The sequence below is a fragment of the Paenibacillus uliginis N3/975 genome (genome assembly GCF_900177425.1).
GTDB lineage: Bacteria > Bacillota > Bacilli > Paenibacillales > Paenibacillaceae > Paenibacillus_AQ > Paenibacillus_AQ uliginis.
The window spans coordinates 797239-823315 of record NZ_LT840184.1 but is presented as its reverse complement, the minus strand read 5'-3'; the positions used below and the strand labels follow the sequence as shown (position 1 = coordinate 823315).

General features: G+C 45.5%; 24 protein-coding genes and 1 riboswitch. Of the genes, 4 read left to right on the top strand and 20 right to left on the bottom strand.

The genetic code is table 11. The features are described from left to right. Positions 1 to 40: 40 nt before the first annotated feature. The 6 genes from B9N86_RS03825 to B9N86_RS03800 form a co-directional block, all read right to left on the bottom strand. The gene (locus B9N86_RS03825) at positions 41 to 709 is read right to left on the bottom strand and encodes a methionine ABC transporter permease (RefSeq protein ID WP_208917841.1); all 669 of its coding nucleotides are present in this window, start codon (positions 707 to 709) and stop codon (positions 41 to 43) included. Then, positions 709 to 1725, bottom strand: a complete 1017-nt coding sequence (locus tag B9N86_RS03820; RefSeq protein WP_208917840.1) for a methionine ABC transporter ATP-binding protein — start codon at positions 1723 to 1725, stop codon at positions 709 to 711. Before B9N86_RS03820 ends, B9N86_RS03825 begins: the two co-directional genes overlap by 1 nt. A 107-nt stretch (positions 1726 to 1832) precedes the next feature. Next, a riboswitch (SAM riboswitch) is annotated at positions 1833 to 1978 on the bottom strand. 98 nt (positions 1979 to 2076) lie between these two features. Further along, positions 2077 to 2811, bottom strand: a complete 735-nt coding sequence (locus tag B9N86_RS03815) for a Cthe_2314 family HEPN domain-containing protein (protein ID WP_208917839.1) — start codon at positions 2809 to 2811, stop codon at positions 2077 to 2079. A gap of 42 nt (positions 2812 to 2853) precedes the next feature. Next, complete coding sequence (locus B9N86_RS03810) at positions 2854 to 4632, bottom strand: UbiD family decarboxylase (RefSeq protein ID WP_208917838.1); 1779 nt, start codon at positions 4630 to 4632, stop codon at positions 2854 to 2856. Between the two features lie 78 nt (positions 4633 to 4710). Continuing rightward, the gene (locus B9N86_RS03805; protein ID WP_208917837.1) at positions 4711 to 5679 is read right to left on the bottom strand and encodes a COX15/CtaA family protein; all 969 of its coding nucleotides are present in this window, start codon (positions 5677 to 5679) and stop codon (positions 4711 to 4713) included. Between the two features lie 187 nt (positions 5680 to 5866). Further along, positions 5867 to 6211: a thioredoxin family protein gene (locus tag B9N86_RS03800; protein ID WP_208917836.1), complete on the bottom strand. Its 345-nt coding sequence runs from the start codon at positions 6209 to 6211 to the stop codon at positions 5867 to 5869. A 121-nt stretch (positions 6212 to 6332) separates the two neighbouring features. Between B9N86_RS03800 and B9N86_RS03795 the strand changes: the two genes are divergently transcribed. Further along, positions 6333 to 7691, top strand: coding sequence for a DUF2515 family protein (locus B9N86_RS03795; protein WP_208917835.1), 1359 nt, complete (start codon positions 6333 to 6335; stop codon positions 7689 to 7691). A 76-nt stretch (positions 7692 to 7767) separates the two neighbouring features. Here the strand turns inward: B9N86_RS03795 and B9N86_RS03790 are convergent, their stop codons facing one another. From B9N86_RS03790 to B9N86_RS03745, 10 genes are all read right to left on the bottom strand, one after another. Continuing rightward, positions 7768 to 8844, bottom strand: a complete 1077-nt coding sequence (locus tag B9N86_RS03790) for a LolA family protein (protein ID WP_208917834.1) — start codon at positions 8842 to 8844, stop codon at positions 7768 to 7770. 10 nt (positions 8845 to 8854) lie between these two features. Then, positions 8855 to 10315, bottom strand: coding sequence for a sensor histidine kinase (locus B9N86_RS03785; protein ID WP_208917833.1), 1461 nt, complete (start codon positions 10313 to 10315; stop codon positions 8855 to 8857). Further along, entirely contained in the window at positions 10312 to 11019 is a 708-nt protein-coding gene (locus tag B9N86_RS03780; RefSeq protein WP_208917832.1) for a response regulator transcription factor, read from the bottom strand. Before B9N86_RS03780 ends, B9N86_RS03785 begins: the two co-directional genes overlap by 4 nt. Positions 11020 to 11281: 262 nt before the next feature. Beyond that, the gene (locus tag B9N86_RS03775; RefSeq protein ID WP_208917831.1) at positions 11282 to 12907 is read right to left on the bottom strand and encodes a putative polysaccharide biosynthesis protein; all 1626 of its coding nucleotides are present in this window, start codon (positions 12905 to 12907) and stop codon (positions 11282 to 11284) included. A gap of 49 nt (positions 12908 to 12956) precedes the next feature. Beyond that, positions 12957 to 13436, bottom strand: a complete 480-nt coding sequence (locus B9N86_RS03770; protein ID WP_208917830.1) for a DUF456 domain-containing protein — start codon at positions 13434 to 13436, stop codon at positions 12957 to 12959. Between the two features lie 7 nt (positions 13437 to 13443). Beyond that, positions 13444 to 14190, bottom strand: coding sequence for a Cof-type HAD-IIB family hydrolase (locus B9N86_RS03765; RefSeq protein WP_208917829.1), 747 nt, complete (start codon positions 14188 to 14190; stop codon positions 13444 to 13446). Positions 14191 to 14362: 172 nt separating this feature from the next. Further along, entirely contained in the window at positions 14363 to 16435 is a 2073-nt protein-coding gene (locus B9N86_RS03760; RefSeq protein ID WP_208917828.1) for a peptidoglycan D,D-transpeptidase FtsI family protein, read from the bottom strand. A gap of 161 nt (positions 16436 to 16596) precedes the next feature. Further along, positions 16597 to 18693: a peptidoglycan D,D-transpeptidase FtsI family protein gene (locus tag B9N86_RS03755; protein ID WP_208917827.1), complete on the bottom strand. Its 2097-nt coding sequence runs from the start codon at positions 18691 to 18693 to the stop codon at positions 16597 to 16599. Between the two features lie 168 nt (positions 18694 to 18861). Next, positions 18862 to 20013: a transglutaminase domain-containing protein gene (locus B9N86_RS03750; protein WP_208917826.1), complete on the bottom strand. Its 1152-nt coding sequence runs from the start codon at positions 20011 to 20013 to the stop codon at positions 18862 to 18864. 39 nt (positions 20014 to 20052) lie between these two features. After that, a complete protein-coding gene (locus tag B9N86_RS03745) occupies positions 20053 to 20487 on the bottom strand; it encodes a hypothetical protein (RefSeq protein ID WP_208917825.1) in 435 nt (144 codons plus the stop codon). Positions 20488 to 20667: 180 nt separating this feature from the next. Here B9N86_RS03745 and B9N86_RS03740 point away from each other — a divergent pair, with 180 nt between their 5' ends. Then, positions 20668 to 21819 (top strand): MFS transporter, encoded by a 1152-nt coding sequence (locus B9N86_RS03740; RefSeq protein WP_208917824.1) that lies wholly within the window; start codon positions 20668 to 20670, stop codon positions 21817 to 21819. 516 nt (positions 21820 to 22335) lie between these two features. Here B9N86_RS03740 and B9N86_RS03735 read toward each other — a convergent pair. Next, on the bottom strand, positions 22336 to 22953 hold the full coding sequence (locus tag B9N86_RS03735; protein ID WP_208917823.1) for a helix-turn-helix domain-containing protein: 618 nt from the start codon (positions 22951 to 22953) through the stop codon (positions 22336 to 22338). 191 nt (positions 22954 to 23144) lie between these two features. On the opposite strand from B9N86_RS03735, the gene B9N86_RS03730 reads away from it, so the two are divergent. Beyond that, positions 23145 to 23504: a toprim domain-containing protein gene (locus tag B9N86_RS03730; RefSeq protein WP_208920072.1), complete on the top strand. Its 360-nt coding sequence runs from the start codon at positions 23145 to 23147 to the stop codon at positions 23502 to 23504. 176 nt (positions 23505 to 23680) lie between these two features. Here B9N86_RS03730 and B9N86_RS03725 read toward each other — a convergent pair whose 3' ends face one another. The 3 genes from B9N86_RS03725 to B9N86_RS03715 form a co-directional block, all read right to left on the bottom strand. Further along, positions 23681 to 24298 (bottom strand): SCO family protein, encoded by a 618-nt coding sequence (locus B9N86_RS03725; RefSeq protein WP_208917822.1) that lies wholly within the window; start codon positions 24296 to 24298, stop codon positions 23681 to 23683. A 55-nt stretch (positions 24299 to 24353) separates the two neighbouring features. Next, positions 24354 to 25280 (bottom strand): heme o synthase, encoded by a 927-nt coding sequence (cyoE, locus tag B9N86_RS03720; RefSeq protein WP_425298597.1) that lies wholly within the window; start codon positions 25278 to 25280, stop codon positions 24354 to 24356. A gap of 268 nt (positions 25281 to 25548) precedes the next feature. Continuing rightward, positions 25549 to 25770 (bottom strand): alpha/beta-type small acid-soluble spore protein, encoded by a 222-nt coding sequence (locus tag B9N86_RS03715; RefSeq protein WP_208917820.1) that lies wholly within the window; start codon positions 25768 to 25770, stop codon positions 25549 to 25551. A 127-nt stretch (positions 25771 to 25897) separates the two neighbouring features. Between B9N86_RS03715 and B9N86_RS03710 the strand changes: the two genes are divergently transcribed. Further along, entirely contained in the window at positions 25898 to 26065 is a 168-nt protein-coding gene (locus B9N86_RS03710; RefSeq protein ID WP_208917819.1) for a hypothetical protein, read from the top strand. Positions 26066 to 26077: the final 12 nt, after the last annotated feature.

The following is a 26077-nucleotide window of genomic DNA, read 5'->3' as shown; positions in this document are numbered from 1 at the left end:
AAATTATTTATATCTTGTCTTGCTATCAGGCATAATTAGGTTATTTTCTTGTGAAATGCCGTACCAGACGATCGCCTGCCATCTGCAGCAGCTGCACGAGCAGCACCATCAAGACGACAGCCACAATCATAACTTCGGTTTCATAGCGGTGGTAACCATATCTAATGGCCAGATCACCCAGACCACCGCCGCCTACCAGTCCTGACATCGCCGTGTAAGAGACGAGCGTAACGATCGTAATCGTGATTGATGCAAGTAGGCCTGGACGCGCTTCTGGCAGCAGCACCCGCCAGATGACCTGACGTGTAGATGAACCCATCGCATGCGCCGCTTCGATTACACCTTTATCTACTTCATTCAGTGAGGTTTCCACGAGTCGTGCGAAGAATGGAGCCGCTCCAATAACAAGCGGTGGAATCGTTCCGAGAACCCCATAGGATACACCTACAATTGATTTCGTAATCGGAATCATTGCGACAATCAATATAATAAATGGTACGGAACGAAGAACATTGACGATAAATGATATGATGGAATATCCGAAGCGCACCCATCCTGATGAAGATCGTGCCGCCATATATAACAGCACACCGAGCGGCAGGCCGATTAGAATCGTAAACAAAGCCGATGAAGCCAGCATTCGGAGTGTATCCAGTGTTGCCGTGATGATCTCTTCCCAGTTCACCTCGGAAAAATCAAGTCCGAACATCAGTCCATCACCTCCACGTCAAGCCCTTGTTCCTGCAACTTCTGAATGGTCAGATCAATAGCCGGCTTATCCCCTTCAAATCGGACGATCAACTGGCCATATGGCGTATGCTTGATCGTAGAAATGGTACCTTGCAAAATCGCAAAAGCTACCCCAGTTTCGCGCACCGTTTGAGAAAGAGTGGATTCGTATGTTTTCGAACCCAAAAAAGTGATTTTTGCTGCGCGAGATGACTCGGTATGAGGAGCATGAATAGCGAGCCTCAATGCTTCTCCGCTATCCGTTTCATTTCGGATAAACTCCCTTGTCACTTCATGTTTAGGTTTCAGGAACACTTCCGTCACAGGCCCCTGCTCTACAATGCCACCTTGGTGAATCACCGCAACCCGGTCACAAATACTCTGGATAACGTGCATCTCGTGAGTAATAAGAACGATCGTTAAGTTAAAGTGCTGGTTAATATCCAACAGCAATCTGAGAATGGAATCGGTAGTCTGCGGATCCAATGCAGAGGTCGCTTCGTCACAGAGTAGCACTTCCGGATCGCTAGCCAGCGCCCTTGCAATACCGACTCTCTGTTTCTGTCCCCCGGATAACTGCGAAGGGAATTTGTTCCGGTGAGCTTCCAGCCCGACCAGAGCCAGCAGTTCACTCACTTTCCGTTCAATCTCTGACTTGGGTGTCTTGATTAAACGCAGCGGAAACGCAATATTATCAAATACCGTTGCTGAAGAGAGCAGATTAAAATGCTGAAATATCATTCCTATCTTGCGGCGCTCTCCTTGTAGCTGCTTATTGCCAAGACCCGTCAGGTTAACCCCGTTAACCCATACCTCACCGGAGGTTGGCCGTTCCAGCAAGTTAATACAACGTATCAGTGTGCTCTTGCCGGCACCAGAATGTCCGATCACTCCGAATATTTCACCTTTTTCAATCGACAGATTCAATTCGGACAAGGCTGTGGTCAACGTTCCGGCTTTTCCGTACTGCTTCGTCAATCGCTTAAGTTCGATCAATCCCAGTTCCTCCTATTCTTAATTTTTCACATCTTTTATCGAAAAATAAAAGAGCCCTCTCTTTGCAGAATCAAAAAGGGCTCTCTTTACGTAAAGACGAATGCCTTTTCTCATCTGTCAAAACTGCCATATTGTCCGCAGTTTTGAAGGAATTAGCACCATGACATTCCTTGCGCTTCAGCCAGGTTGGCTGTGCACTGGAATCGGTTGCTGGGCTTCATCGGGCCTGTCCCTCCGCCTCTCTCGATAAGAAAACATCGATATGAAATTATAATTTGATTTACTTAAAAAAACAGATCAAGGAATGCAATTGTTAGTATAGTTTCTTTTCACACGTTTGTCAAAAGGAATTTATAGGTTCATACGCTTAGAACTAACGCCTTTTGCTGCCCAAAGATCGTTTGTGTAATGAAATGAAACGGCCAGCGTTTTGCATACCATATCAAGTCCTTGATTCAAATCGTCCAGATGCTTATCCATATCTTCCAGCCCCACCCTATCGTTAAGTCCTTGGTGCCGCTGCCACAGATCATCCTGCATCTCAGAGTTCATGTAATGAATTTCCGCATTGCGTCGTTTGCGAAGAACACTTAGGGATGACTTATAGTGGTTCTTAATACCTTCGAGCTTGTCCACCAATTCATCGTGATATTTTAAATACCTAAACTGGCGAAGCACTGTGAAATATGAAAAATGAGCCTTAACCTTGGACGTATGAAGATCATACAAATCATTCAGCACTGTCCCGAGTTTATCAAGAATGGAGAACACCCGGATAAATCCGTCCTTATAAAAATACACGTAACGAGCATATTCCCCTTGTTCCTGGATCGACATGTCATCAACATACCCGGCCTTTACCGATTTACGGAAATGACATGCCGCGAACCAGCTCTGCTCCAGCTCATCCAATGATCCAATCAAGCCACGGATCCATATCTCAAGCTTGCGAAAGTCATGCGTTGGATCCTGATTTTTCTCAATCTCTCTTTGCAAAAGCTGGGTTGTCTTCAACATCGTTTCAATGGCGTCTTTAAGCAGACCCTCATTTTTTCGGGGCGGTTCCCCGAGCAAAATTCGAAGCATGGCTTTCCCCCCTAAGCGTCAAGTTCTGGAGCTTTGATACTTCTACACCGTGGTTTTTCCGAAATATTGTTTCCAACGCTTGTCCACGATTTCTACAATATCTTCCCGTGGGATCAACACATCCGGATAGCCTGGCTTCATGCGTGCATCAATGACAAGCGGGAGCTTGTAGGACAGGTGATGATCGCGAACCTCTGCAGCCGCAAAAATGTCGGTAGCCGGGTTGAAGCGGGTAAATACGGACCACAAGAAGGAAGTCTGCGTAGCAGACACCTCAGCAGCATCGTCCACCAATACAATCATCGGCCAAGCTGTGTTCCGACTGTCCATATGGTGCATCACCCGTTCAGCAAGACTAGGCTCCCTTTCGTATGATGCGCCCGAGACGACAAGACAGCCTCTGCAATAGGGAATGACCTGATCGATCCCCGGAATATCCCCATCTTCATAAGTGCGTGGAAGCTCACGAATCGGCTGGCCAATGCCCATCATGACAGCCTTGCTGCCGTGGTTCAGCTTCTCACCAGTATAATCCAGCGTATCATGAGATGTTTTATTAAATATGAACAAATCTGTGGTCGGATTAAACCGTTCCAATACAGCTTCAAGTGTTTCGGTAAAATCAGAAAGATCAAGCGGACGATTCGTCAGCATGAGAAACTTGGTTAAAGAAAGCTGTCCTTCACCCAAAATTCGAAAAGCCGATACCAACGCCTCCCGCGAATAGCTTTCACGGACAACAGCAGCCGTAAGGGCGTGAAAGCCTGTTTCTGCATATGTCCATAACGAACGTACTGAAGGCATGATCATCGGGAAAGCCGGCGAGAGCAGCTGCTGCAGGAAATTACCGAGATAGTAATCCTCCTGTCGCGGTTTTCCTAAGATGGTAGCCGGGAAGATGGCGTCCTTTCGGCGCCACATATGTTTAACATGAAATACTGGGAAATCATGTGCTAACGAGTAGTAACCGTAATGATCGCCAAAAGGCCCCTCGAGCCTACGTTCATACGGCGGAACAAGTCCTTGAATCGCAAATTCCACCTCAGCAGGGATACGGTGGCCTCCAAGCGGATTATCCGTCATTGGAAGCTTCCCCCCGAGAATCAACGATGCCAGTAACAGTTCAGGTAAATGCTCTGGAACAGGAGCAATCGCTGAAGCAATTAGCGCCGGAGGGCCACCAATAAAGACAGAAACTGGCAGAGGCTGGTTCTGCTGTTCAGCTTCATAGTAATGGAAACCGCCGCCTTTATGAATCTGCCAGTGGACTCCTGTCGTCTGGTCATCATAAAGCTGAATCCGGTACATGCCCAGATTATGATCTTTTGGATTCGAAGGGCTTTCCGTATACACCAGCGGCAAGGTGATGAAAGGCCCACCGTCCGCTTGCCAGCTGGTTACCTTCGGCAGATCCTTCAACGGATTTTCGGTAAACTTAACCGCCAGAACAGGCGCTTCCTGCTCAGGCACCGTTTTCATTCCTATCTTTAAAATGTCCTTAATAAGCCCCCGTTCATTCCACAACGCGGACATTGTAGGAGGAAGCAGCGTTTCAGTAGCGCCGATAAGCGATTTTATCAGTTGTTCAGGCCGTGGGCCGAACGCCAGATCAACCCGTCTCGGTGTACCAAATAGGTTGGTAGCCACAGGATACGGTGTCCCCTTTACATTGGTAAACAGAAGAGCTGGGCCGCCTTCTTCAATAACGCGGCGATGAATTTCTGCCAGCTCCAGATATGGATCGACTGGTGCTTCAATCACAGCCAGATCTTTTTCTTTTCCCAGCGTTTCCAGCCATTGGCGTACATTTTGATAATTCACAGCTTCCCCCCGATACAACAAAATCCCCGAACAGCTTGCCCGTGGACTTTGTAGAAATGATTATGATAAATCAACGATTTATACTCTATTGTTGAAAGGGATTGACTCTTCACTAAGTGGTGCTTCAAGCTTGCTTAACTGCCATGCCCTTACACTTAAATAACATAAAACTCCAAATAACACAGAAATAAGCAGTGTATGTCCCAAAGCTGCAAAAATATACAGTTCTTCATTATGCATCGTTGCCATCAGCAGTGGACCGCTCAGAACTTGCAGTAAACAGAGCGTCACTGCGGCGACTCCAAGCATTTGAATTTCACGGTTATCCCGGTTACGCCAAAATGCAAAATGCCCCATGATCGCGACCACGATAAGCAGAAGTGCAGCTGCAACTCTATGCATAAATGCAATACCTACTCCACCGGAAAGCTCTGGTATGATCTCGCCGTTGCACAGCGGCCACCCCGAACAGCCTTCCCTCGAATCGGTGTGACTGACAAACGCACCGATGTACACGACGATATAGGAATATATCGTTGTAGCCCAGACCAAATTACGGAATGACTTGCTCACCCGAGGCAGCTGTTCGAGCCTACCAGACTCTTTGGTCTGCTCAATTCTGCGCATACCTAATGCAAGCATGACAGAGCTTGCGAACGCAACAAGGGAGAATCCGAAATGCAACGCCATCACAGCTGCGGATTGCGGCTTCATAACAGCCATTGCGCCCATAATTGCTTGAAGAATGACAAATATGGAGGTCAGGACCGCATATGTAACGAGGTCACGGCGCTCGCGCTTAAACTTCCAGAACGCAATCAAAGAAGCAAGAGCCGACAAGCCGGCCATTCCGCTGATAGCACGGTGGGAGTACTCTATCATGGATGACAATGTGTAAGCGGGAACAAACTTGCCGTTACACAAAGGCCACTCCTGTCCGCACCCCATGCCCGAACCGGTTTTAGTTACGACCATACCGCCAAAGGTTGCCAGAAACATGACCAGACACGTCAAGTAACTAAGCCATTTTAATTGTTTATTATTCACGATTTCACCTGCTGACCGTATTCATAATAATTACTAATCTAACATTGCTTACTGCCTTTCACAGCTACTAAATGACAGTCCAACATATATTATAACTGATTCACTGGATTCGATATAGACTGATTGTGACAAAATGTTCAAAAACAAAACACCGCTGCCCGTGTAAACGGTCAGCGGTGTGATGTAATTACTTGTGGATTGTTCCGTATACCTCTAAAGCGCGATCTAGGAAAGTTTCAATTTCTTCCCGTGACTTGCGCAGCTTATTTACAAACCGGACCAGCTCACGACCATCTGTGTAGGCTACGAAGCTTGGGATGCCCATAATGTTTTGCTGCTGGCTTACGTCACCAACGGCTTCAACATCAACTTCCACCAGTGTTAACCGGTCGGAATATTTACTCTCCACTTCCGGCATAAATGGATCAATAAATTTACAATCGACGCACCAGTCTGCCTTAAATACAGCAACCGTCAATCTAGGAGACTGAATCGATACCTGAAATTCAGCTTCTGATGTAATCTTTTCCATGGGAATCTCCCCTTTCCGTCTGAATTTGTTCTCCCTAAGTGAAGCAAAATGTTGAGTGGAAGTCAAATTTTAAAGCCATACTGACAATAAGATCACTGAAATTCAGGAAAGAAGGTGCCTTATGAGCCATTCCAAAGGTTTCAAGACCGGTCGCCAGTCTATCTGGTCACTGCTGTTTTCCGTCCCTCGTGCTGCTGCTGAAGCATTTGGCGGTTTAACCGCCGCTTGGATTGCGTCCAGTGAACTTCGGCGCTACCCTAAGGACCTAGCCTGGAATGAAGGCGCCGCCAGAAGTATCACATGTTTGCTGGATAAAACTGCCGAAGGATGCCAGCGAGAACGCGCAGGTCAAACGATGAGGTTCGATCCCTTGCTCAGGGATTCAACGGCCGAAAATAACCTGGGTCAGCTTCCCGCACAAGATCATCTTCTCATCCAGCGTATTCATGAAGCTGTTACCGAAGCCAATAAAAGCAACATTACACGTACCCGGGCTTATCTCGAGTTTTACGAGGACTATCCAGAGATTCATTGGGCTCTTCTTGCTCACATGGTTTCTAGAAATGCCGGATGGAATATGTCCGACCTGCAGAGCGGTCTCATGTCCGATTTGACCGACAACCGGTTCAAGAGCCATCTGTATCGGTTTCTCGAACGTTGTAATGCCTTGATATTTCAAGACGCCTATCCGCAACTTTTGCTCTATAAATTTAGCAAACAGAAGGAACAAAGCTACTTTCATCTTCTCCCTTATTTTCACGTTTCGGCATTCATGTCTCCATTTTGGGAGCGGTTTTGGATCGATCGGAACAGCAGCCTGCTGACTGTCGCCTTGATCATCAATGAGCAAAATTATATAGAAAACCGTGTCGTACGCCACCCATATTTCCGTAAAAATGTATTAGACGCTCCATCTTTCCAGTTGCACGAGCTTGCGCGGTTGAATCAAATCATTTTTCCATTAGGCGATACCCGCTGCAGACATGATTTATTTAAACAATCCATCCTGCCTCTTCGGCCTTTAGTCGGATTGACCATGAAGCATTTTGACGATCCATCAACCCGGATCAAAGCTGGAAAATCGCTGTATGCCATGCTGTTTGGATATGAGGATATTTACCGCGGCGTATTCAAATATGTCCACTGCTCACCGCATTTGGGCTCACGCTCGGAATACTGGCCAGCCCTATTCACAACACAGCGCAATAAAACTATGAACTCACTTGTAGAAAGTAAAGAGCTCCTTCAATCAGAGTGGCTGACAAACGGCCATCAGCTATACAGCCCGCTCCTTGAAGATGTGTGGCATGATACGGAGTACGAGCCTATTCCCCGCTTTGATTGGTTTCAGGAACCTACCATGTTGCGTCATCTAAGCAAGCCTATTCGCCCTTTTCTGGTTGATATGACCCATGCCCACCGCACTGCGCTGGAGAGAACGGCATTCGCTCATGATCTGAGCGGGCACTTGAATCCATAACATATTCAAATCAAAGGACCCCCACCAATTGCTTTATTGGTGGGGGTCACATGATGCAGTTCTCTCTTTTTCTTCTTTAGCTTTCTCTTCCGCTGCTCAGCTCCATTTTATCTACTTTTTTGATTATTTCTTCCTTGGTGATATCCGGATGGTCAATCATAATGGAATAGCGTAGTTTTCCTTCGTCCCAGGTGAGTACGCGTAAGTCTTCCATATATTCACCCTTCATACCTCGTACCGTCACATTTCCTTTAATCTTAGCACCCTCTCCTTTAGGGATTTCAAAAATGCTCAGTGTCGATGAAGGGATATCCTGCTCGGTATAATAAACGGTTACTTCTGTTCTGTTCAGCTCGCCTTCATAGATGTTCCATTCCACTTTATCTATCTTCTCTTCGGAATCCTGGAATACAAGAAAAGGATGGCCCAGTGCTTCAACAGCCTCCGCCAGCGTTCCTGAATGGGTTGGGTATTCCGTATTCAATGCCTTGATTTCTACATCTTCAGGCAGGTCAAGCGTAAAGGTATTACTATCAAAACTTGGTGAATCATCCAGTGATGTGTAAGTCACTTCAGAACGGATATCGCCTGAGATAGAATTTGACTTAACCAGAAACCATGTTTTTTGATCAACCCAAAACTCCATGTCTCCTAAAAGAGAATTCTTCGACTTGGCTTTTACCTTTAAATGATAAGTATTCTTACCAAGTAATTTTTCCTCTCCCACCACTTCATACGTATAGTGGTCTTGCAGGCTTTCGAGCATCCTGGTCAGCTGCTCTTTTTGCGTCAGGTTGCTTGGCAAATCTATGCCTGCAAGGTCAATCGATTGAGCCTGGTTACTTCCTTCTTCATACATCAGCACCTGTTTACCGTCATTTAGTGTGTAAGACTTCTTATCACGCAATTTATCAACTGAAACAAACTTTCTTTTTCCATCAGTTCCGGCATACTCCTTAAAGGACACATCCTCAGTCAACTCATCATTCGTAAAAATCTTGAGTTCTCCTTCGCCCATATACGTTTCGAGCTTATTATCCGTCTCCAGTACATAAGACATAATATCCTCCGAAGAAGCGGTGATATTCCCGGTGCATCCTGATAACATAAAGATAGCTGCAACAGGTACGATTAACAGATTTCTTATCTTCAACTCTCTTCTCCTACCTTTCTTTTATCCAGCATGCGGCCAAGGTTCCGTATCCAGCGCTGGACCACAATTTTATTTTCCCTTCATGTCTCTCGATCAGCATTTTGGCTATGCTCAGCCCTAGCCCCGAGCTTCCGCCATGCCCTCTCGATCCGTCTACCTGGACAAAAGGAAGAAATATTTTTTCTTGCATAGGCTCCGGTATGCTGTTTCCTTCATTTTGAATCAATATTATGGTTCCGCCTTTTCGCCATTCATCTAATTCCTCTTTAAATACGGGGAAAACTTCTTGTGATAGATGCTCATCTGACGATAGTGCAGCAAGCAGAATCTCTTTTCCTGAATCTGTATGGCGAATGGCATTGGCCACCAAATTATCAGCAAGCCGAACCATCTGCTTAACATTTACTCTGTAAGTACCGGAGATTCTTTGGTCGATACGGAGCTTTATCCCTTTCTTCGAGCATGGTTCTTCGTAACCGGAAAGAAGCATATCAAAGAATTCCTCTCCTTCCACTTCAACCAGCTCTGTTTGGTGGTGTGAGGCCTGTAAAGTGGCATAAAGCGTCAAATCATCAATCAATTGCTTCATATATGCCAATTTTTCAAATAAAATAGTCTGATATTCTTTCTTTTCTTTTTCAGATAGCTGCCGGTTGCTTTGTAATGCTTCCGAATAAGCCTGGATGACAGTCAAGGGCGTCTTCAGATCATGCGATAGAGCGGCAAGAATGTACTCTTTTTCTTTTTGCTGTTGAACAACTTCCTGCTGCGACTTTTCGATCTGTTCTTTCATTCTATAAAAATAAGTCTGCAGCTCTCCAATTTCATCGTTAGAGGGAGGATTTGATGATAAGACTTTCCTGCCGTCCGCAAAAGCGGTCATTTGTCGTTGCAGCGACTGCAAGGGCTGATTCAGCTTCCGGTTCAGCAAATATACAACTGTTAAGAAGACAATGATCATAAAGATGAACAGTCCGCCAAAAATTAAAATCGTGCGGTCCTGCACACCCCTCAGCCATTCATCCCTGCTGATGGTCACCTCATAAAACCCGACTAATTCACCTTCACTGCCAGTCACAGGTTTTTTTACAGAATATGTGCGCAGATTTTTCTGGAACTGATTCACATTTTTGTATAGCTGATTCTTATCCAGCTTAGTAAGCCGGCCTACAAACGGCTCTTGCGAGGAAGAGTAGAGCAGGATGCCATCATAACGATACAGTGTAATTCTCATCGACTTATCAGCCAGACTGTCCACTTTCCTATACTGCTTCTGCGGCTGTATTTTGTAATAAACCGGATTTTCCAAGACAGGCTCAAGTTCAGATAGTGACTTAGTAAACTCCATATATTCGAGCATGTCTCGCTTTTGATCATAGCTGCTCACAGTGATATAGAAAAGATACAGAGCCATAATCGGCAGCAGCATAACAATAATATAACTAATCATCAGCCAATTTCTGATTTTCATAGTACCTCTCCAATAAAGCGGTAGCCGACGCCCCAGACAGTCTGAATAAAGGAAGATGAGCGGGTATCATCCTTTAACTTTGCTCTTAAACTTTTAATATGGACTGTGACCGTATTATTCCCATTCACATCCTCCTGCTGCCAGACATGCTCATACAGAGCCGATTTGGAAAAAATCTCGAAAGGGTTTTTGGCCAAGAGGCACAGCAATTCCCACTCTTTCGCCGTCAGCAGCAGAAGCTCTTTGTTTAGATAGACGCTTTTGCTGGAAAAATCAATGCTCAGGCCATGAGCATAGCTGACCGCCTTCTCCGTATCCTGCTGGTTTTGATACCGCCGGTATCGCCTTAAATGAGATCCGATCCTTGCACTTAATTCCTCCAGGCTGAAAGGTTTGGTCACATAATCATCTGCGCCGAGATCAAGCCCTCGGATCTTACTTTCATCCTCAATCCTGGCACTGATTATTAGCATTGGCACTTCCGATTCTTTTCTAATGCTCCGACAAAGTGTGAACCCATCCACTTCAGGAAGCATAAGATCAACCAGCACTAAATCATAATGCCCCAGCTTAAAATCTTCCCAGCCTTCCTTGCCTGTTGATGCCCAGGTTACATGGTATTCCTCCTTACGCAAATGATCACACACAATCCTTGCAATCTCCCGGTCATCCTCCACCAGCAGTACCGCTGCGCTCTGCTTCATAGCCGTATCCCTCTTTCAATATCTATTATAGGCAGAACATATAAAGCTCCCGGAACCTTTATAAACTCTTAATAATTAGAATGACAACAAGTGCTGATAGTGTAAAGGGTATATTCTCCAAGACTAACCTCTTTCGTTAGATAGCACCAACAAGCCGCGATATACGCAGCTTCTTAATGAACAAATGTTTATTGTCCGCGTATTTTAACAAAAAACGGCTCCCCGCATCGGAGAACCGTTTGTTATTGCTGTAAACCCCCTTCTAACCACGTTCCCGAAGCCGTGAAGGCTGAAGGCGCATGAGAGGACGGAACAACTTTTGCAGCAGACGTGGATAGCTCGAAAGCTCCGACTGCCGCAGTACACCTAACATGATAAGCAGGACCAGATAAATTATTACAACGACCGCTCCTACCAACAAACATGTGATAAAGAAAGCAAGCCGGGCAGGCATCAAGTCGACCATTTGGATCCCCAGCTGGTTTACTCCATAACCTATACCTAGAGCAGCCAGTGCTGTAATGATAAAGCCTGTCCAACGAGAGCCCAAAATAGAGAACGGGACAATGGCTTTAATTGCACGTAAGTTAAGCACTGTGATCACGAGGAAGCATAGAGATGTAGCGCCAATGATTCCATAAATCCCGAACAGCGGAGCGAGCAGGGCACTTGCGCCCAGCTTGATAACAATACCGATCATCACGTGAACCATTGAAACCTTGGCTTTCCCGATTCCAAGCAGGATGGAGCCTGAAGTCATCATCGTGATTTGGAATATCGTACCGAAGGTCAGCATAGCGATAATCCCACTGCCGTTTAATGAGCTGAAAAGTAGGCCATTTACGGAGTAGGATGCAGCAACCAGAGCAAGTACAATAGGCATTCCCGTCAGAATCGATATCTTTAAGGCGAGTGTAACTTGACGCTGCAGATGATCCTGATCTTTTCTGGCATACGCAGCAGAGATAATCGGTATCAAGGATTGACTCAGTGCGATCGCAAGGATTGGTGGAATTCCCGCGATACTTTGCGCCCTCGTCCCTAATACCGCTAGAGCCGCCGTTGCCTCCTCGGCACCGATTTCTCCGGTCAGCAATGGTTTAACAATGGAACCGTCTATGAAGTTAATCGCTGGAACCGCAAGTGACGACAGCACAATCGGAATGGACAAAGTAAAAATAGCTTTATAAATACCCCCAAGAGGAATGGACCTATCCGCTCCTGGCAGATTCTGTTTCCGATCCTGACGGCGCAGCTTAATGGCAAAAAAGATCATGACGCCAAAAGCAGCAATACTTCCGAGCACACCACCAAAGGACGCCCCTGCCGCTACCCATGTGTCATCATAACCGAGGCGGACCAGAATATAAGCCAGACCAATACCGGTCACCACCCTGGCGATCTGTTCCACGATCTGTGATACCCCGCCAACCGTCATAAAGTTCCGACCCTGGAAATACCCCCGCATCATCGCAATAGTTGGGAAAAGCAGCAACGCTGGAGCCAGAGCCTGAATTGCAGCAGCAGATTCCGGTACCTCCGCAACGTAGGTGGCGTAATAAGGCGCGACAAAATAGAGTAGCAACGTCATGACAACCCCGGCACCAGCCGAAAAGAATAGCGCTGCCTGATAAACCCGCTTGGCCTCGGCCGGTCTGTTCAGCGCATAGCGCTCAGATACCATCTTACTGAGTGTGCTCGGGATACCAGCCGTTGCCAAGGCCAGCAGCATTAAATACACATTGTTTGCAATCGTAAAGGACGCGTCCCCTATATCATTGAGCATGTGCTCCAGCGGTATCCGCTGGGCCAGACCCAATACCCGGGCCACTAATGCAGCTGCTGCCAGTATGATCGTACCTCTGATGAATGTATCTTTTTTTGACAAGTCCTTACCCTTCTTTCTCACAAAAGGCGCCTGCTAGTGCAGTTCCACCCTAAAAAATCCAAACAAAGAAAATAATAATCATAGCAAGCTGTAAAACGATCTTCACTACAATACTGCTGAATAGGCCTAGTAACGAACCGAGTCCTACCTTAACCGATTTTCCCGGTGCTGAGCCTGCCAGCATCTCCCCGAGAAAGGCTCCGACAAACGGACCGATCACAAGACCGAAAGCGGGAATGACAAATGGACCGATAATTAAACCGATGGTGCTTCCCCAGATGGATGCCTTGGAGCCGCCCAGTTTTTTAACACCCCAGGCGTTAACTGCATAATCGGCAACAAACAGCATAACTAAGATCAAGGTCTGAATAATCCAGAATAACGCATTGTAATGCTCAAAAGTAAAGAACCAGCCGTAAACGAACAGTGCCAAATAAATGGCGACCACGCCAGGCAGGATCGGGTAAATAGCACCGGCCATACCGACCAGAAACAGGGCGATGACTATGATCCAACCCAATACATCCACCTATAAATCACTCCCCACACAAAATATAATCACGGATCACTTCGACGATACCGTCATCATTGTTACTGGCCACTACAACGTCCGCTTCGTCCTTGAGGGTCTGCTGGGCATTCCCCATAGCAACGCCTAAGCCAGCCTGTTGAATTGCTGCCAAATCGTTCAGACTGTCACCTACAGCGACCGCCTGTGATATATCAAGTCCAAGAAGCTGACACACCTGCTTGATGCCTTCAGCCTTATTAATTCCCTTAGGATTAATCTCGAAGTTAGAGGGCGATGAATTCGTGATCTCTAGGCCATCCATTTCTTGAAGCCTCATAAGAATATTATGTCGTACATCATCGTCATCCATATGATAACCGAATTTCAACCATTCCTTAGTATCAATGTCTCCGGCCCAGTTGTCCCGGTTGTACATCTGATCTACGGTGTAGGCCCAGAACCAAGAGCCGGTCTCAACAGCGAGTGCGTGCATTTTGCGAACAAGCTCTACGTCAAGCAGCGAACGGCGGTACAAATCATAGGGCGCCCGCCAAACCTCACTGCCATTCACGGTGATCATCGGGGTTGTAAGCTCCAACTGTTGTGCATAAGGATATGCATTGGAAAATGCCCGGCCTGTGGACAAGCATACATGAACCCCTTGCCGAACTGCCTCCTTAATCCACTTCACTGTTTCCGGTGAAACCTCATGATCATCCTGAAGCAGTGTTCCGTCCATATCCAATGCCAACAGTTTGAACTTATGATTCATGACTTTATCCCCCTTAGTTCTTCTCTCTTGTATAAATATAACGACATTTTACCACAAATAAAAAAAGAAGCCCAAAGCTCGATTTGACAGACAACCTCGAACTTTAAAAAAAGCAGACCAGGATAATATGATCCCGGCCTGCCCTTTCATATTGTCCATCCGTGGGAGCAGATTATTCCGTGCTTTCAGCATCTGACTCATCAGCACCTTCATCCGCATTTTCTACTTTCTTAGGATGCGGTGTGCCGTCTAAGCCGTATACTTCATCATATGCGTCAAAGATTTTACGAGCGATCGGCGCAGCACTATAAGATCCGAATCCGCCCTCTGGTATAATTACGGCTACTGCCAATTTCGGTTTTTCCCTTGGGGCAAAGGCGATGAACACCCCGTTATCTGTTGAAATTCTTTTTCCGTCAATATATACATCCTGCTGTGATGTACCTGTCTTACGGGCAAAATCATACCCAAAGCCATCGAATGATGGCAATCCCTGCGTATTCATCCCCTTGATGACTTCATCCCAATAGATTTGGGGGAATTTCACCTCATTCAAAACCTCACGTTTAAACTCCTTGACAACATTACCGTTCTGATCCTCAATCTTGCTAGCCAGCTGAGGTTTGAGCCGAGCGCCTTGATTCGCAAGCATAGTCGTATACTGGGCTAGCTGAAGTGTTGTATATCCCCCAGATTGACCGAAGGAGGCAAATACAAGCGCGGCCAACGGACTGCCCGCCTGTTTGATATTTCTGTACTCAATCTTACCCTTGAATTCATTTAGCAGTCCTGATTCCGTTGATACCCCGAGCCCGAAATCCTTCATATATTTATCCCATACATCGATGCCCTTGGCACCATACTTGTTAAACAATTGTTTCCCTACCCACTCCACCATAAAGGCGTTGGAGGAGTGCTCGATTGCTTTGGCAGGATCAATGGGTCCGAATACTCTCGACTGGGAATTACGGACTCTTGACTTGTCACCGCCAAATTCTCCATACCCCTTATCATAATAATAGTCGTTCACTCCAAATAATCCTTCGTTCAGACCCATCAGAACACTCAAAGGTTTGATCGTTGAACCAAGCAGTGGTACAGAATCGAGATTATTCCCTGAACGGCCAGAGCTGTACGGAGTAATGGTTCCATTTCCATAATAAGGCATAACTTTATCCCAATCATCCGTTCCATCCTTCCATACATTAGGGTCATAATCCGGTATGGAAGCCATGGCAACTATGTTGCCTGTATCCACCTCCATGGCCACTGCGTACCCCGTCTTGGCATTGGGATGGGTCTTACCCGAAAACGGTACGGTTTGCAGCCATTTGAGCTGATCTACAATCGCCTGCTCTGTCTTCTGCTGAATCTCTTTATGAATTGTAGTGTGTACGTTGTTTCCTTTCTCAGGTGGAACAAGTATAGGCGTACCGTCAATCATATTTAGAGGATTAATTGGAATGCTCATATAACCGTTTTTACCCCGGAGTTCATCCTGGAACATCAGTTCTAATCCATCTCTGCCAACCCGCTCAGTTTCCGTATATTTCAATCCGGGATCCTTCTGGTCCTTGTTCTGTTCATCAATCTTTTTATATTTATCAACGCTTTTAACACCTTTAAACTCTTGCAAATAGCCAATGGTTTGCACAGCTACGGTATCCTTATCGTAATAACGGATGTTCTCCTCCACAATTTCCACACCGGGGAATTCATCCTTATTTTCAATAAAATAAGCAACTTCCTTATCCGTAAGATCCCCTTTGATTCTTCGTGGCTCGTATCCGCCCTGTTTCTTCGAGTCGAGATCCAAATTATCCAGAATATCTTCAACCGTCATCTTCTCTGCATCTGCAGCCCCATGCTCCTCAAACACCTTGAACATCTTCTCTGCAAATGCTTTAATCTCCGGAAGGTTTTCCTTCCCTTTTTCTGTTTGACTGTTGTAGTTCTTCAGCAACGTAACATAAAGCGCATTCGAGGGCTTAGAGAAAGCAATCGGTGTTCCCGACGCATCAATAATACTGCCCCGGATCGGCTGAAGCGGAAAGTTCTTCGTCCGACCGCCGGTTTCTTGCTCCGTCAGTTCAGGGCCCTCCACGAACTGCAAGATAGCAAGTCGGACAATAATCACGCAAAATATTATAAACGTACTGAAAAAGAACAAATTAATCCTCAGATTAAATTGACTTCCGGCATCTCCTTCATCCTGCTTTCGTTTATCCGGCTTAAAAAACTTCACCTTAAGCTTCTCCCCTTTGTTCACTTTCACATAAGATCATCTTACCATAAACCATATACACGGTTCACCTTTCAAGAATTTAACAATATGGACTCAAAAAAAGCAGGCCGGATCATGTAATCCCAGCCTGCTCTTTACGTTATCCATCCGTGAGATCGAGTTTATTCCGTGCTTTCTGCGTCTGAATCGTCTGGTTTATCTGATCCTTCAGCACCCTCATCTACGGATTCCGCTTTCTTAGGATGCGGTGTGCCGTCCAACCCGTACACCTCATCATAGGCATCAAATATTTTGCGGGCGACGGGAGCGGCGCTGTAAGCACCAAAACCGCCTTCCGGGATGATTACAGCTACGGCAAGTTTGGGATTCTTCCGCGGTGCAAATGCAATGAAGACACCGTTGTCGGTCAGGATTCGTTTTCCATCTACGTAGATTTCCATCTGGGACGTACCCGTTTTGCGTGCAAAGTCATAACCAAACCCCTCAAATGAAGGAAGACCCTGCGTGTTCATCCCTTGGATCACTTCGTTCCAATACCTGTCAGGAATATCTACTTTACTGAGGACCTCTCGTTTAAAGGTTTTCACAAGTTTACCATCCTGTGTCTCGATTTTGCTGGACAGCTGCGGCTTAATTCGTTCACCTTTATTTGCCAGCATCGCCGTATATTGAGCAAGCTGAAGCGTCGAATAACCGCCGGATTGACCAAACGAAGCATAGGCTAGTGCAGCAAGTGGACTGCCTGCCTGTTTAATCTTGTCATAGTCTTTTTTTCCTCGATGTTCATTTGGCAATCCGGATCCTGGTGCCACTCCCAAACCAAAGTCTGTCATATACCTGTGCCATACATCAATACCTTCAGCCCCATATTTGCCATACAACCCCTCACCAACCATATCAACCATGAAGGCATTCGAAGACTGTTCAATCGCTTTGGCAGGATCGATGGAACCTAATGCTTTCCCTCCTGAGTTAGAGGGCCTTGCATTCTTGTCATTACCAATTTGAGCATAACCTTGGTCATGATAAGAAGTATTGACCCCAAATAATCCTTCGTTCAAACCGATCAGCACACTTAGCGGCTTAATTGTGGAACCCAGCCAGGGGATCGAATCCAGACCTCTTGCTGAACGACCGCTGCTGTAAGGCGAAATCGTACCGTTCCCGATATAAGGGCGCACGCTGTCCAAATCATTCGTACCGTCTTTCCACACGTTGGGGTCATAATCCGGAATGCTTGCCATCGCAACCACGTTTCCAGTATCCACTTCCATCGCAACCGCATAACCTGTTATGGCCTCCGGATGGGTTCTGCCTGAGAACGGAGTCGAATGCAGCCACTTGATCTGGTCCACAATCGCCTGCTCGGTTTTCATCTGAATTTCTTTATGAATCGTGCTGTAGATGTTATAGCCTTTCTCCGGCGGAACCATCGTCGGGACGCCGTCAATCATATTTTGCGGATTGATCGGTATGCTCATATATCCGTTTTTGCCACGCAGTTCATTCTGGAACATCATTTCCAGTCCATCCACACCAACACGTTCCGTTTCCGTGTATTTTAGAGCGGGATCTTTCTGGTTCTTGTTTTTCTTATCGATTTTTTCGTATTTCTCAAAACTTTTGACTCTCTTAAATTCCATGAGGTAACCAATCGTTTGAACAGCCACCGTATCCTTGTCATAAAATCGGATGTTCTCCTCGACAATTTCGATTCCTGGAAACAGGTCCTTGTTTTCCACGAAATACGCAACCTCTTTATCGGTCAGATCCCCTTTAATCCGCCTTGGCTCATAACCGTGCTGCTTCTGTGAATCCAGATCAAGCGCCTTAATGACCTCTTCAAACGTCATCTTGTTATCGGGATTCCCATCGCCCAATTTGTTAAATGCTTTCACAATATCCTTTGCGGTCTTCTTAATTTCCGTTCGGTTTTCCCGGCCTTTATCTAACTTTTGGCTATAGTTCTTCAGCAGTATCACATAGAGAGCATTAGATGGCTTAGAATAAGCCAGCGGAGTTCCTGAAGCATCAATGATACTGCCTCGAATCGGCTGCAGCGGAAAGTTCTTGGTATGACCACCCGTTTCCTGTTCCGTTAGTTCAGGCCCTTCAACAAATTGCAAAATAGCAAGACGAACAATGATGGCACAAAAAATAATAAACGTACTGAAGAAGAACAAATTAATTCTCATATTAAATTGCCTTCCGGCATCTCCTTCATCCAGCTTTCGTTTATCCGGCTTAAAAAGATTCACCTTAAGCTTCTCCCCTTTGTTCACATCCTTATAAGAAAATATTACCATATTCCCTGAGCATTTCAAGAAATTAACATCGAAGTAAAATAATCCAACAAAAAAAGACCTTTCAAAAGAAAGGTCAGTTGAATTACTATACAGTTCGCTTAGAGGTAGAGGCCTCTAATGTTAGAATACCTGCTCTTTAATATGCGTCTCATTAAACCGGGGAGGATTAAACCAATTCCCGCTCTGTGCCCACGTTGGGTCAAGCGGTATCCACTGCTGCTTCTCGCTCAGGTAAACCTCATTCCATGCATGGGGCCCATAGCCGCCTTGACCGTTGTACCCCCGCCCTGTAACTACTCTTACCTTCATATCCTGGGAGCGGGCCATCATGGAGTATAGACGTGCGTAATCGATGCATACCCCGGAACGGGTATCGTAAGTATCCTGAGGAGTTTGCTCATGCCAAATCCGCTGCTCCTCATAGGCTTTTACTTTGTCATAATCGTACGACACTCGTGTTCCTACCCAATCATAAAGTTTGCGGGCCTTTTCCTCGTCCGTTGCCGTCCCTTTAACTACATGTGCAGCCGTTTGTTCGATACCTTCCGGAATCGAATGGTCAATGACCTCATACTTTTGCTGCATAATGCCGTTCAGCTCTTCCTGAACCGATTGAGTAAATACAGGTAGTTTGTCACGAACCAGAGAACCCGACAATGGTTCCATGACCGCCTGTGCACCATCCTGGTATACAGGTGATGACTCAACATATCTGCTGAACGAATGATCCGGATAAAGACTAACCCATATGAACAGAATTGCAATGACAACAATCCCTCGAGCTACTCCCATAACGGCACCGATTCCTGCTCCTGCCAGACGACTAGCAATTGTAGACGGTTTATCTTTCTTCAGACCGAACAGCCCCAAACTGCCGCCGATCGTCAATGACACTAATAAACGAAGTATAAAGACAATCAGACAGTAACTGATCATAAAGAGAACCGCAAATCGCAGCAGTGCAAAATCAGCCATAGATTTGACAAAGGTATAATAGATTTGCTCCCACAGCTTAAGCTCTCGGTCAGGAATCTGGCTTCCCAGTGATTCCAGCCATGCAGAAGCTTTGGGTGACAGCCATAGTGTAAATGGAACTGAAATACCTATACTAATTAGACGCAGAAGAGCGTCACCGAGAAAAAAAGCAAGCTTCCCTGCCGAACGGGAAGCTCCCCGAGTCCAACCCTGTATTAAAGAAAAGGCTACGATAAACAGCAGCAGGATGGTAATACCATTGCCTTCCCGCACGCTGTCACTCCATGCCGATAACATGGAAACCCCTCCTTCCTGTTAACTAGCCTCTTAGCTGCTTCAATTTTTTTTCGCTTGTCCTATAAATTCCTGAATAGTTTCGTTAATATCCCATTTTCCAACCGACACTCCACGGAAGCTCACTTCCACTTCCTTTGATCCACTGCTGCCTTTGAGTTCCAGGTTCGGTGCCTTTACGGTAAATGTCCCGTCACCGTTTGATGTATATTTTGCTTCCTTCGCTTCTTTCATCATCATGTTCATAGCTTCTGTTTTGACGGTATCTACCGTTTCATTCGTCACTGTAGTCACAACTTCACTGATTTGGTCTAAGGATATCCCGCTGTAAATGAGTAACCCCCCGATTATCAAAATAACCAAAGCCCATTTGATGACTGTCTTAACCAGGTTAATAACAATAATCAGCACGATCAAAGCGATAGCGATCACCAGCCAATTTTGTTTCAGAAATTCCAACCATACTTGTGTATCCATTCATGTTCACTCCTATCACTTTACATCAACTGGGCAGCCTGTAGCCGTCCTTATAGATTATACATGATTCCCCACCTCAGTGTCAGTAAGACCCCTTAAATACAAATTAAGGTATAAGCTTGGCATCTTCAACGTACAAGTAGAACATAACCTGTCTAAATGCGGGTAGGAGGTGCTTTTATGAAAACAGCGATTTGGTTGTACATGTTTTTGTTTCTGGCATTCTTTGATCTGCATGCCCAGTATCCTGTCCTCACACCGTTCGCCATATCACTCGGTGCTGCCCCGACCTTCATCGGGTGGATGATGGGTATCTATGCCTTAACACATCTACCGGGTAATCTGATTGCCGGCGGATTGATCGACAAGCACGGCAGCCGGAGATACATTGTTTTTAGTTTGACGGCAGCCGGTATCATACTGTTGCTGCAAGCTCATGTACAGCTGCCATGGCAACTGCTTGCACTCCGCTCCATCAGCGGATTTGTACTCGCCTTTTTATCACCGGCATGCCTCGCCCTGTTAGCCTCATTATCACAGGATAAGGTAATTCAAGGGAAGTATATGTCCGGTCACGGCGTAGTTCATACACTCGCTTCCGTTCTATCACCTGCTGCAGGTGCTTTTATCGTGGCTAAAACCGGCTTTTCAGGCACATTCCAAACTCTGGGATGGGTGTTGATCTTTACAGGTATCATGGCACTTCTCACTGTTCCTAAGCCTTCTGCTCTAGAAAATACAAACAATAACGAAAGATTGGAATCGGAAACGAGTAAAGCACTCCCTTTCAGTCTGCGTCTGTATCTGATCCCATTTGTGATCGCCTGCTCGCAAGGCATTCTATTTTTCGAAATTCCACTTCGTGCTAACGGTCAGGCAAGCATTATGTCAACCGGGCTTCTCTTCTCCTCCATCAGTCTGGGAGCCTTGGTCACACTAAGTATGCTCTTTTTGAATAATTATGGGCCAGGTAAAAGAGTGGCTATCGGCATCCTTGGACTCGCCTTGTGTTTCTATACTTTGGCTGCAGCTAATCATCTTCCGTTGATTGCTATTCTGTTCATGCTCGGCACGGCAAAGGGTCTTCTTTTCCCTGCCTTGTCCTCCCTGTTTATCGAACTTAGCGGCGGTGGAAGATTGGGCAGAGTATTCTCCTATCAATCCATTGCCATGTCCATAGGTTCCTTTGTCGGCCCTATTACAGCAGGACAGTTTAGAGACATAATTTCTCCGTACTTCATTGCCTTTATTATGCTGATGATCGTCCTACTGCTTCTCCCTCACCGGAAACAGATACCTTCTATCGATATGCCGGCAGGTGCAAACATTTAACATCATGAACGAATTTCCTGATGATATCAGCCCAAAAGTACTGATGTAGGCCAACACACAGTCCATATGGGTATTTCCACATAATATACAGTGTGGCAAATGACCACCAAGATTAAATGAGGGGTGAAGATAAATGAGTCACGTTCATAAACATTGTCATCATATGGTATCACATTGCTCTTCTGTAGGTATGATTTTAGTTCTCTACATTTTGCTGGTAATCATCCTCAGCTGCTTCATTTAAAATGTTCAACCGGGGCTTCCCAAATTAGATTTCAGGTTAGAAAACTAGGGGATCTCTCAGAAAAAGAAAAAGCAGGCCACTCGAGGTTTTGAAGTGCCCCCTGTCAAGTAGACAGTGTAAAAAACAAAAACTGGTTAGATTATTTCCCTCAGTTCAAGTTAACAGAGCTGAGGGTTTATTTTCTTTGGTACAAATCCACATGCCGGACTAACGTTAGCGTGAATTTCGTCGCTTGATCTCTGCCAACTTTTTTGCGAGGGCGTTCTCCATTTCTAAATATTCGTTCCGTGCTTCCAGTTCTTTGATCCGAAGCTTGAGTCGTCATGGTCATCTAGCTCTTCTACAGGCTTTTTGCGACCACGATTGTCCTTGAGGGACTCCTCGCCGTCAGATTTATATTTTTGCACCCATGAGTAGACCTGGGTATAAGAAACATTATATTTTTCCATGGATTTCTGATAATCCAAATCATTGGCGATCGTATACTGCGCGATTTCAATGCGTTCTTCGAAAGTGGTTTTACGTCCTTTATTCATATGAGATAGTCCTTTTCCTTTACGAGTAGGTTTTATTTCTTCCCTACAAGTATACTTGGAAATCCATCCCGTCAAAACACTTTTACTCGAAATATGATACTTCTTTGTCGCCTCTCGTATAGAATGATTTCCGGATAAAACATCCCTGATGGCAGCAAGCTTCAGTTCCTTTGAGTATGCTTTACATCCTCTGGATTTCTTTAATCCTTCATAACCATCTGCTCTATATTTCCTTATCCAATCTGTAACCGTGTTTTTGTCGATCCCTAGTTGTTTCGCTTCATAACTTGGGTTTGTTTCATTCTGGAGGCATCGCTTTACATATCCAGCATACCGTAGGTGTTTCACTCCCATCCATTGGCAGATAGAGTTGGTTCATTGTATATTGAATGTACAAAAGAAGCGTCATAGTCAATGGAACTTTTGATTTTGCATGAAGTCCGGTTGACAAGTTAAACATACATAGAGAATTCATAAATATAAACCAGCAACATTTCCCGGGGAATTTCGATGGGGTATGCCGTAATATGACAGAGGTGACTGACATGTCGATTTTCATTATCGTTGAAGGCAAAAATGATCGCAGCAGACTTCGTCGATTGCTAACTTCCGACATTACGATACTTTGTACGTTTGGGACGTTGAATACCGTCAAGTCGGAGTCACTGCACAAACGGGTAAAAGATCAAGAAGTGTATCTGTTTATGGATAACGACAGCTCAGGCAAAAAAATTCGTGGACTCTTGCGGGACGTTTTTCCAGATGCCTCCCATATTTACACACGTCGCGGGTACGCCGGGGTTGAGGGTACACCAGATGAATACCTCATCGCCCAGCTAGAAAAGGCCGGATTGGAGGAGTTTATAATTTACCCACCTCCGATATTAAATGGCCCTTATGAATAACGATAAGAAACCTCTATCGATCTACCTCAAAGAAGACAGACCACATTTAGCGGTAGTTTTTCTTGCGAGATAAGGATGTACTTTACTCCGATGTTTATACTTTCTTAGCTTTTAAGAAAAGAAGCGCCTGAACCATTCTACAGAATAGTTCAGGCGCTTCTTCAATTTATCGTATCCTACTCTTTAGCTAATGCTTTGACATCCTTCACGACATCTTCGATCTGCACACTGTTAGGATCTGCAGCATTGTACATTTTTCGGATATTGTTGTCACGGTCAACCAAAGCTATGTAATTGCCGTGAGTATAGTTGCTTGAATCCTTACCGAGAAGCGGGATTTTAAACGAATTCTGCATCAGATCGCGTGTTTTTTCTTGATCACCGCGGAGAAAATACCAACCGCTATAATCAGCAAAGAAACGATCACCGAATTCCTTAATTTTCTCCCGAGTATCCGTTACCGGATCAAAGGAGATCGAAACAAATGTAGCGTCTTTACCAAACGTTCCGTCTTTCTTTAGCTCATTCTGGATTTGGGACAGCAGAAATGTCGTTACAGGACAAACATCCGGACAACTGGTGAAGTAAAAGTACATCAATCGCACTTGCCCCTTCGTATCGTCCCTGGACACCTTTTTACCATCCACATTTTCCATGGCGAAATCCCCAACCTGCCCCACGACCGGAAATTTGCTTTGTCCAATACCGAGCGCATTGTAAACCAGAACCACTGCAGCAATCACACAAACGGCGAGCAGCAGCCAACTCCATTTATACCGCTTTAGCGAAGTCATCTAATTCCGTTCTCCCTTCATCCACCTATGTTTATATATGGAAACACACTCTACGTTATTGGAGTGTGTTGAGAACAAGAACAAATAAACTTATAGTCAGGTAGTTAATGGAGAAGAAAAACATCTTTTTCGACCAGGCCTCATCATCTTTTGCCCGGAAGCCTTTAAAGGCAAGGTAGAGCCAAACCACGGATAGCAGCAGTGAGATGACAAGAAAAAAGATCCCCGCATATCCGTACACATACATCAAGATAGGCAGCGGAACCAACAGCGCAATGTATGGAATCATTTGAATCTTCGTCCGTTGAATGCCCTTCACGACCGGAAGAAGCGGGAAGCCTGCAGCGCGATATTCTTCGACACGGCGGATGCCCAATGCCCAAAAATGCGGCGGCTGCCATAGAAACAGCAAAGCAAACAATAGCCATGCGCCCATATCAACCGTTTGAGTCACGGCCACATAACCGATAACCGGCGGCATAGCACCCGGAATGGCGCCGATGGATGTACTCCAGGTCGAGCTGCGTTTAAGCCATAGCGTGTAAACAACTACGTACCCGAACATACCAACGAGTCCAAATATACCGGACAGCACACCGGAGAAAATAAATAATACGGCTAGTCCAACGATGCCTAAAGTAATTGCATACCATAGCACCACTGTCGGCGTAAGGCGTCCCGTTGGCAGCGAGCGATCGCTCGTGCGTGCCATCTTCATATCCAGATCCCGGTCAAAGTAATTATTAAAGACACAGGAGGAAGCCATAACCAAAACGGTTCCGAGAAGTGTCATGATCATTAAACCAAAATGTATGTCCCAACGGGATGCCATCCAAAATCCGGCAAATGCCGCTATTAGATTAGAGCGAATAATCCCGGGTTTTGTCACAGCTATGAAATCTTTCCATGTACCCGCTTTTTCGGGAGGCTTGGGTCTTGCGGAAGCCAGTGTTGCGGAATCCGAAGGAGCCTGATAACTCATGGGATTTTCCACGTCTAAACATTCCTCCTTATTTCTGTCGTTATGGAGGAAGACTGCCTCCGCTATAAAGTTTATCATATCATTAGTAAAAAGTGTTTATCAATCCTTCGGAATTCGTTCCATCTATATGACAATTCAGTGAAAATTGATGTCACTTTTTCGTCTTGACGTTACGCCTTCTATTAAGGCACAATTTGTTTAAGAAAGCGCTGCACCAAAAAGCCCGAAGCAAAAGCTCCGGGCTTGGACTGCACATTATGAATAGTGATTACGAGTTACGACCAGAAAGCGACTGTTCTGCGATTTGTACAAGACGCTTGGTTATATATCCACCCAGCGATCCGTTTTCACGGGAAGTATAATGACCCATGTAACCGTCTTGAGGAATGGTGACACCCAGTTCTTGAGCTGCTTCCATTTTAAGTTGCTGCAGGGCTGCATTTGCTTGTGGTACAACCAGATTATTGCTGCGGGAACCTCTTTGTGCCATGTTATTCTAATCTCCCTTCACTGAATGAAATATGTCTGTGTTCCAGTGCAAGCTTGCAAGCTTATTATGTCTCCTTCTCGTAACCTTATACCGAAATATAAATTTAAAAAATTTGGAGGTGATTAACATGAGCAAGGGCCTGTCCCTCTGGTTCGCGGTATCTTCCATCATCCTGATGACTGCAGCTTCCATAAGTATAAGTCATAACATACTCTTAGCTATAGGACTCGGTATACTTACCATTTTCAATATAGGTTGGGGCTTTATCATTAAAGCCAGAAGCAGACGTTCCTAATTTGTCATTTTG

Excerpts from the sequence above, each read along its gene's own strand:
- B9N86_RS03825 (WP_208917841.1), bottom strand. The coding sequence starts at position 709 with ATGTTCGGACTTGATTTTTCCGAGGTGAACTGGGAAGAGATCATCACG.
- B9N86_RS03815 (WP_208917839.1), bottom strand. The coding sequence starts at position 2,811 with ATGCTTCGAATTTTGCTCGGGGAACCGCCCCGAAAAAATGAGGGTCTG.
- B9N86_RS03800 (WP_208917836.1), bottom strand. The coding sequence starts at position 6,211 with ATGGAAAAGATTACATCAGAAGCTGAATTTCAGGTATCGATTCAGTCT.
- B9N86_RS03795 (WP_208917835.1), top strand. The coding sequence starts at position 6,333 with ATGAGCCATTCCAAAGGTTTCAAGACCGGTCGCCAGTCTATCTGGTCA.
- B9N86_RS03785 (WP_208917833.1), bottom strand. The coding sequence starts at position 10,315 with ATGAAAATCAGAAATTGGCTGATGATTAGTTATATTATTGTTATGCTG.
- B9N86_RS03780 (WP_208917832.1), bottom strand. The coding sequence starts at position 11,019 with ATGAAGCAGAGCGCAGCGGTACTGCTGGTGGAGGATGACCGGGAGATT.
- B9N86_RS03765 (WP_208917829.1), bottom strand. The coding sequence starts at position 14,190 with ATGAATCATAAGTTCAAACTGTTGGCATTGGATATGGACGGAACACTG.
- B9N86_RS03750 (WP_208917826.1), bottom strand. The coding sequence starts at position 20,013 with ATGTTATCGGCATGGAGTGACAGCGTGCGGGAAGGCAATGGTATTACC.
- B9N86_RS03745 (WP_208917825.1), bottom strand. The coding sequence starts at position 20,487 with ATGGATACACAAGTATGGTTGGAATTTCTGAAACAAAATTGGCTGGTG.
- B9N86_RS03740 (WP_208917824.1), top strand. The coding sequence starts at position 20,668 with ATGAAAACAGCGATTTGGTTGTACATGTTTTTGTTTCTGGCATTCTTT.
- B9N86_RS03735 (WP_208917823.1), bottom strand. The coding sequence starts at position 22,953 with ATGGGAGTGAAACACCTACGGTATGCTGGATATGTAAAGCGATGCCTC.
- B9N86_RS03730 (WP_208920072.1), top strand. The coding sequence starts at position 23,145 with ATGTCGATTTTCATTATCGTTGAAGGCAAAAATGATCGCAGCAGACTT.
- B9N86_RS03725 (WP_208917822.1), bottom strand. The coding sequence starts at position 24,298 with ATGACTTCGCTAAAGCGGTATAAATGGAGTTGGCTGCTGCTCGCCGTT.
- cyoE (WP_425298597.1), bottom strand. The coding sequence starts at position 25,280 with ATGAGTTATCAGGCTCCTTCGGATTCCGCAACACTGGCTTCCGCAAGA.
- B9N86_RS03715 (WP_208917820.1), bottom strand. The coding sequence starts at position 25,770 with ATGGCACAAAGAGGTTCCCGCAGCAATAATCTGGTTGTACCACAAGCA.
- B9N86_RS03710 (WP_208917819.1), top strand. The coding sequence starts at position 25,898 with ATGAGCAAGGGCCTGTCCCTCTGGTTCGCGGTATCTTCCATCATCCTG.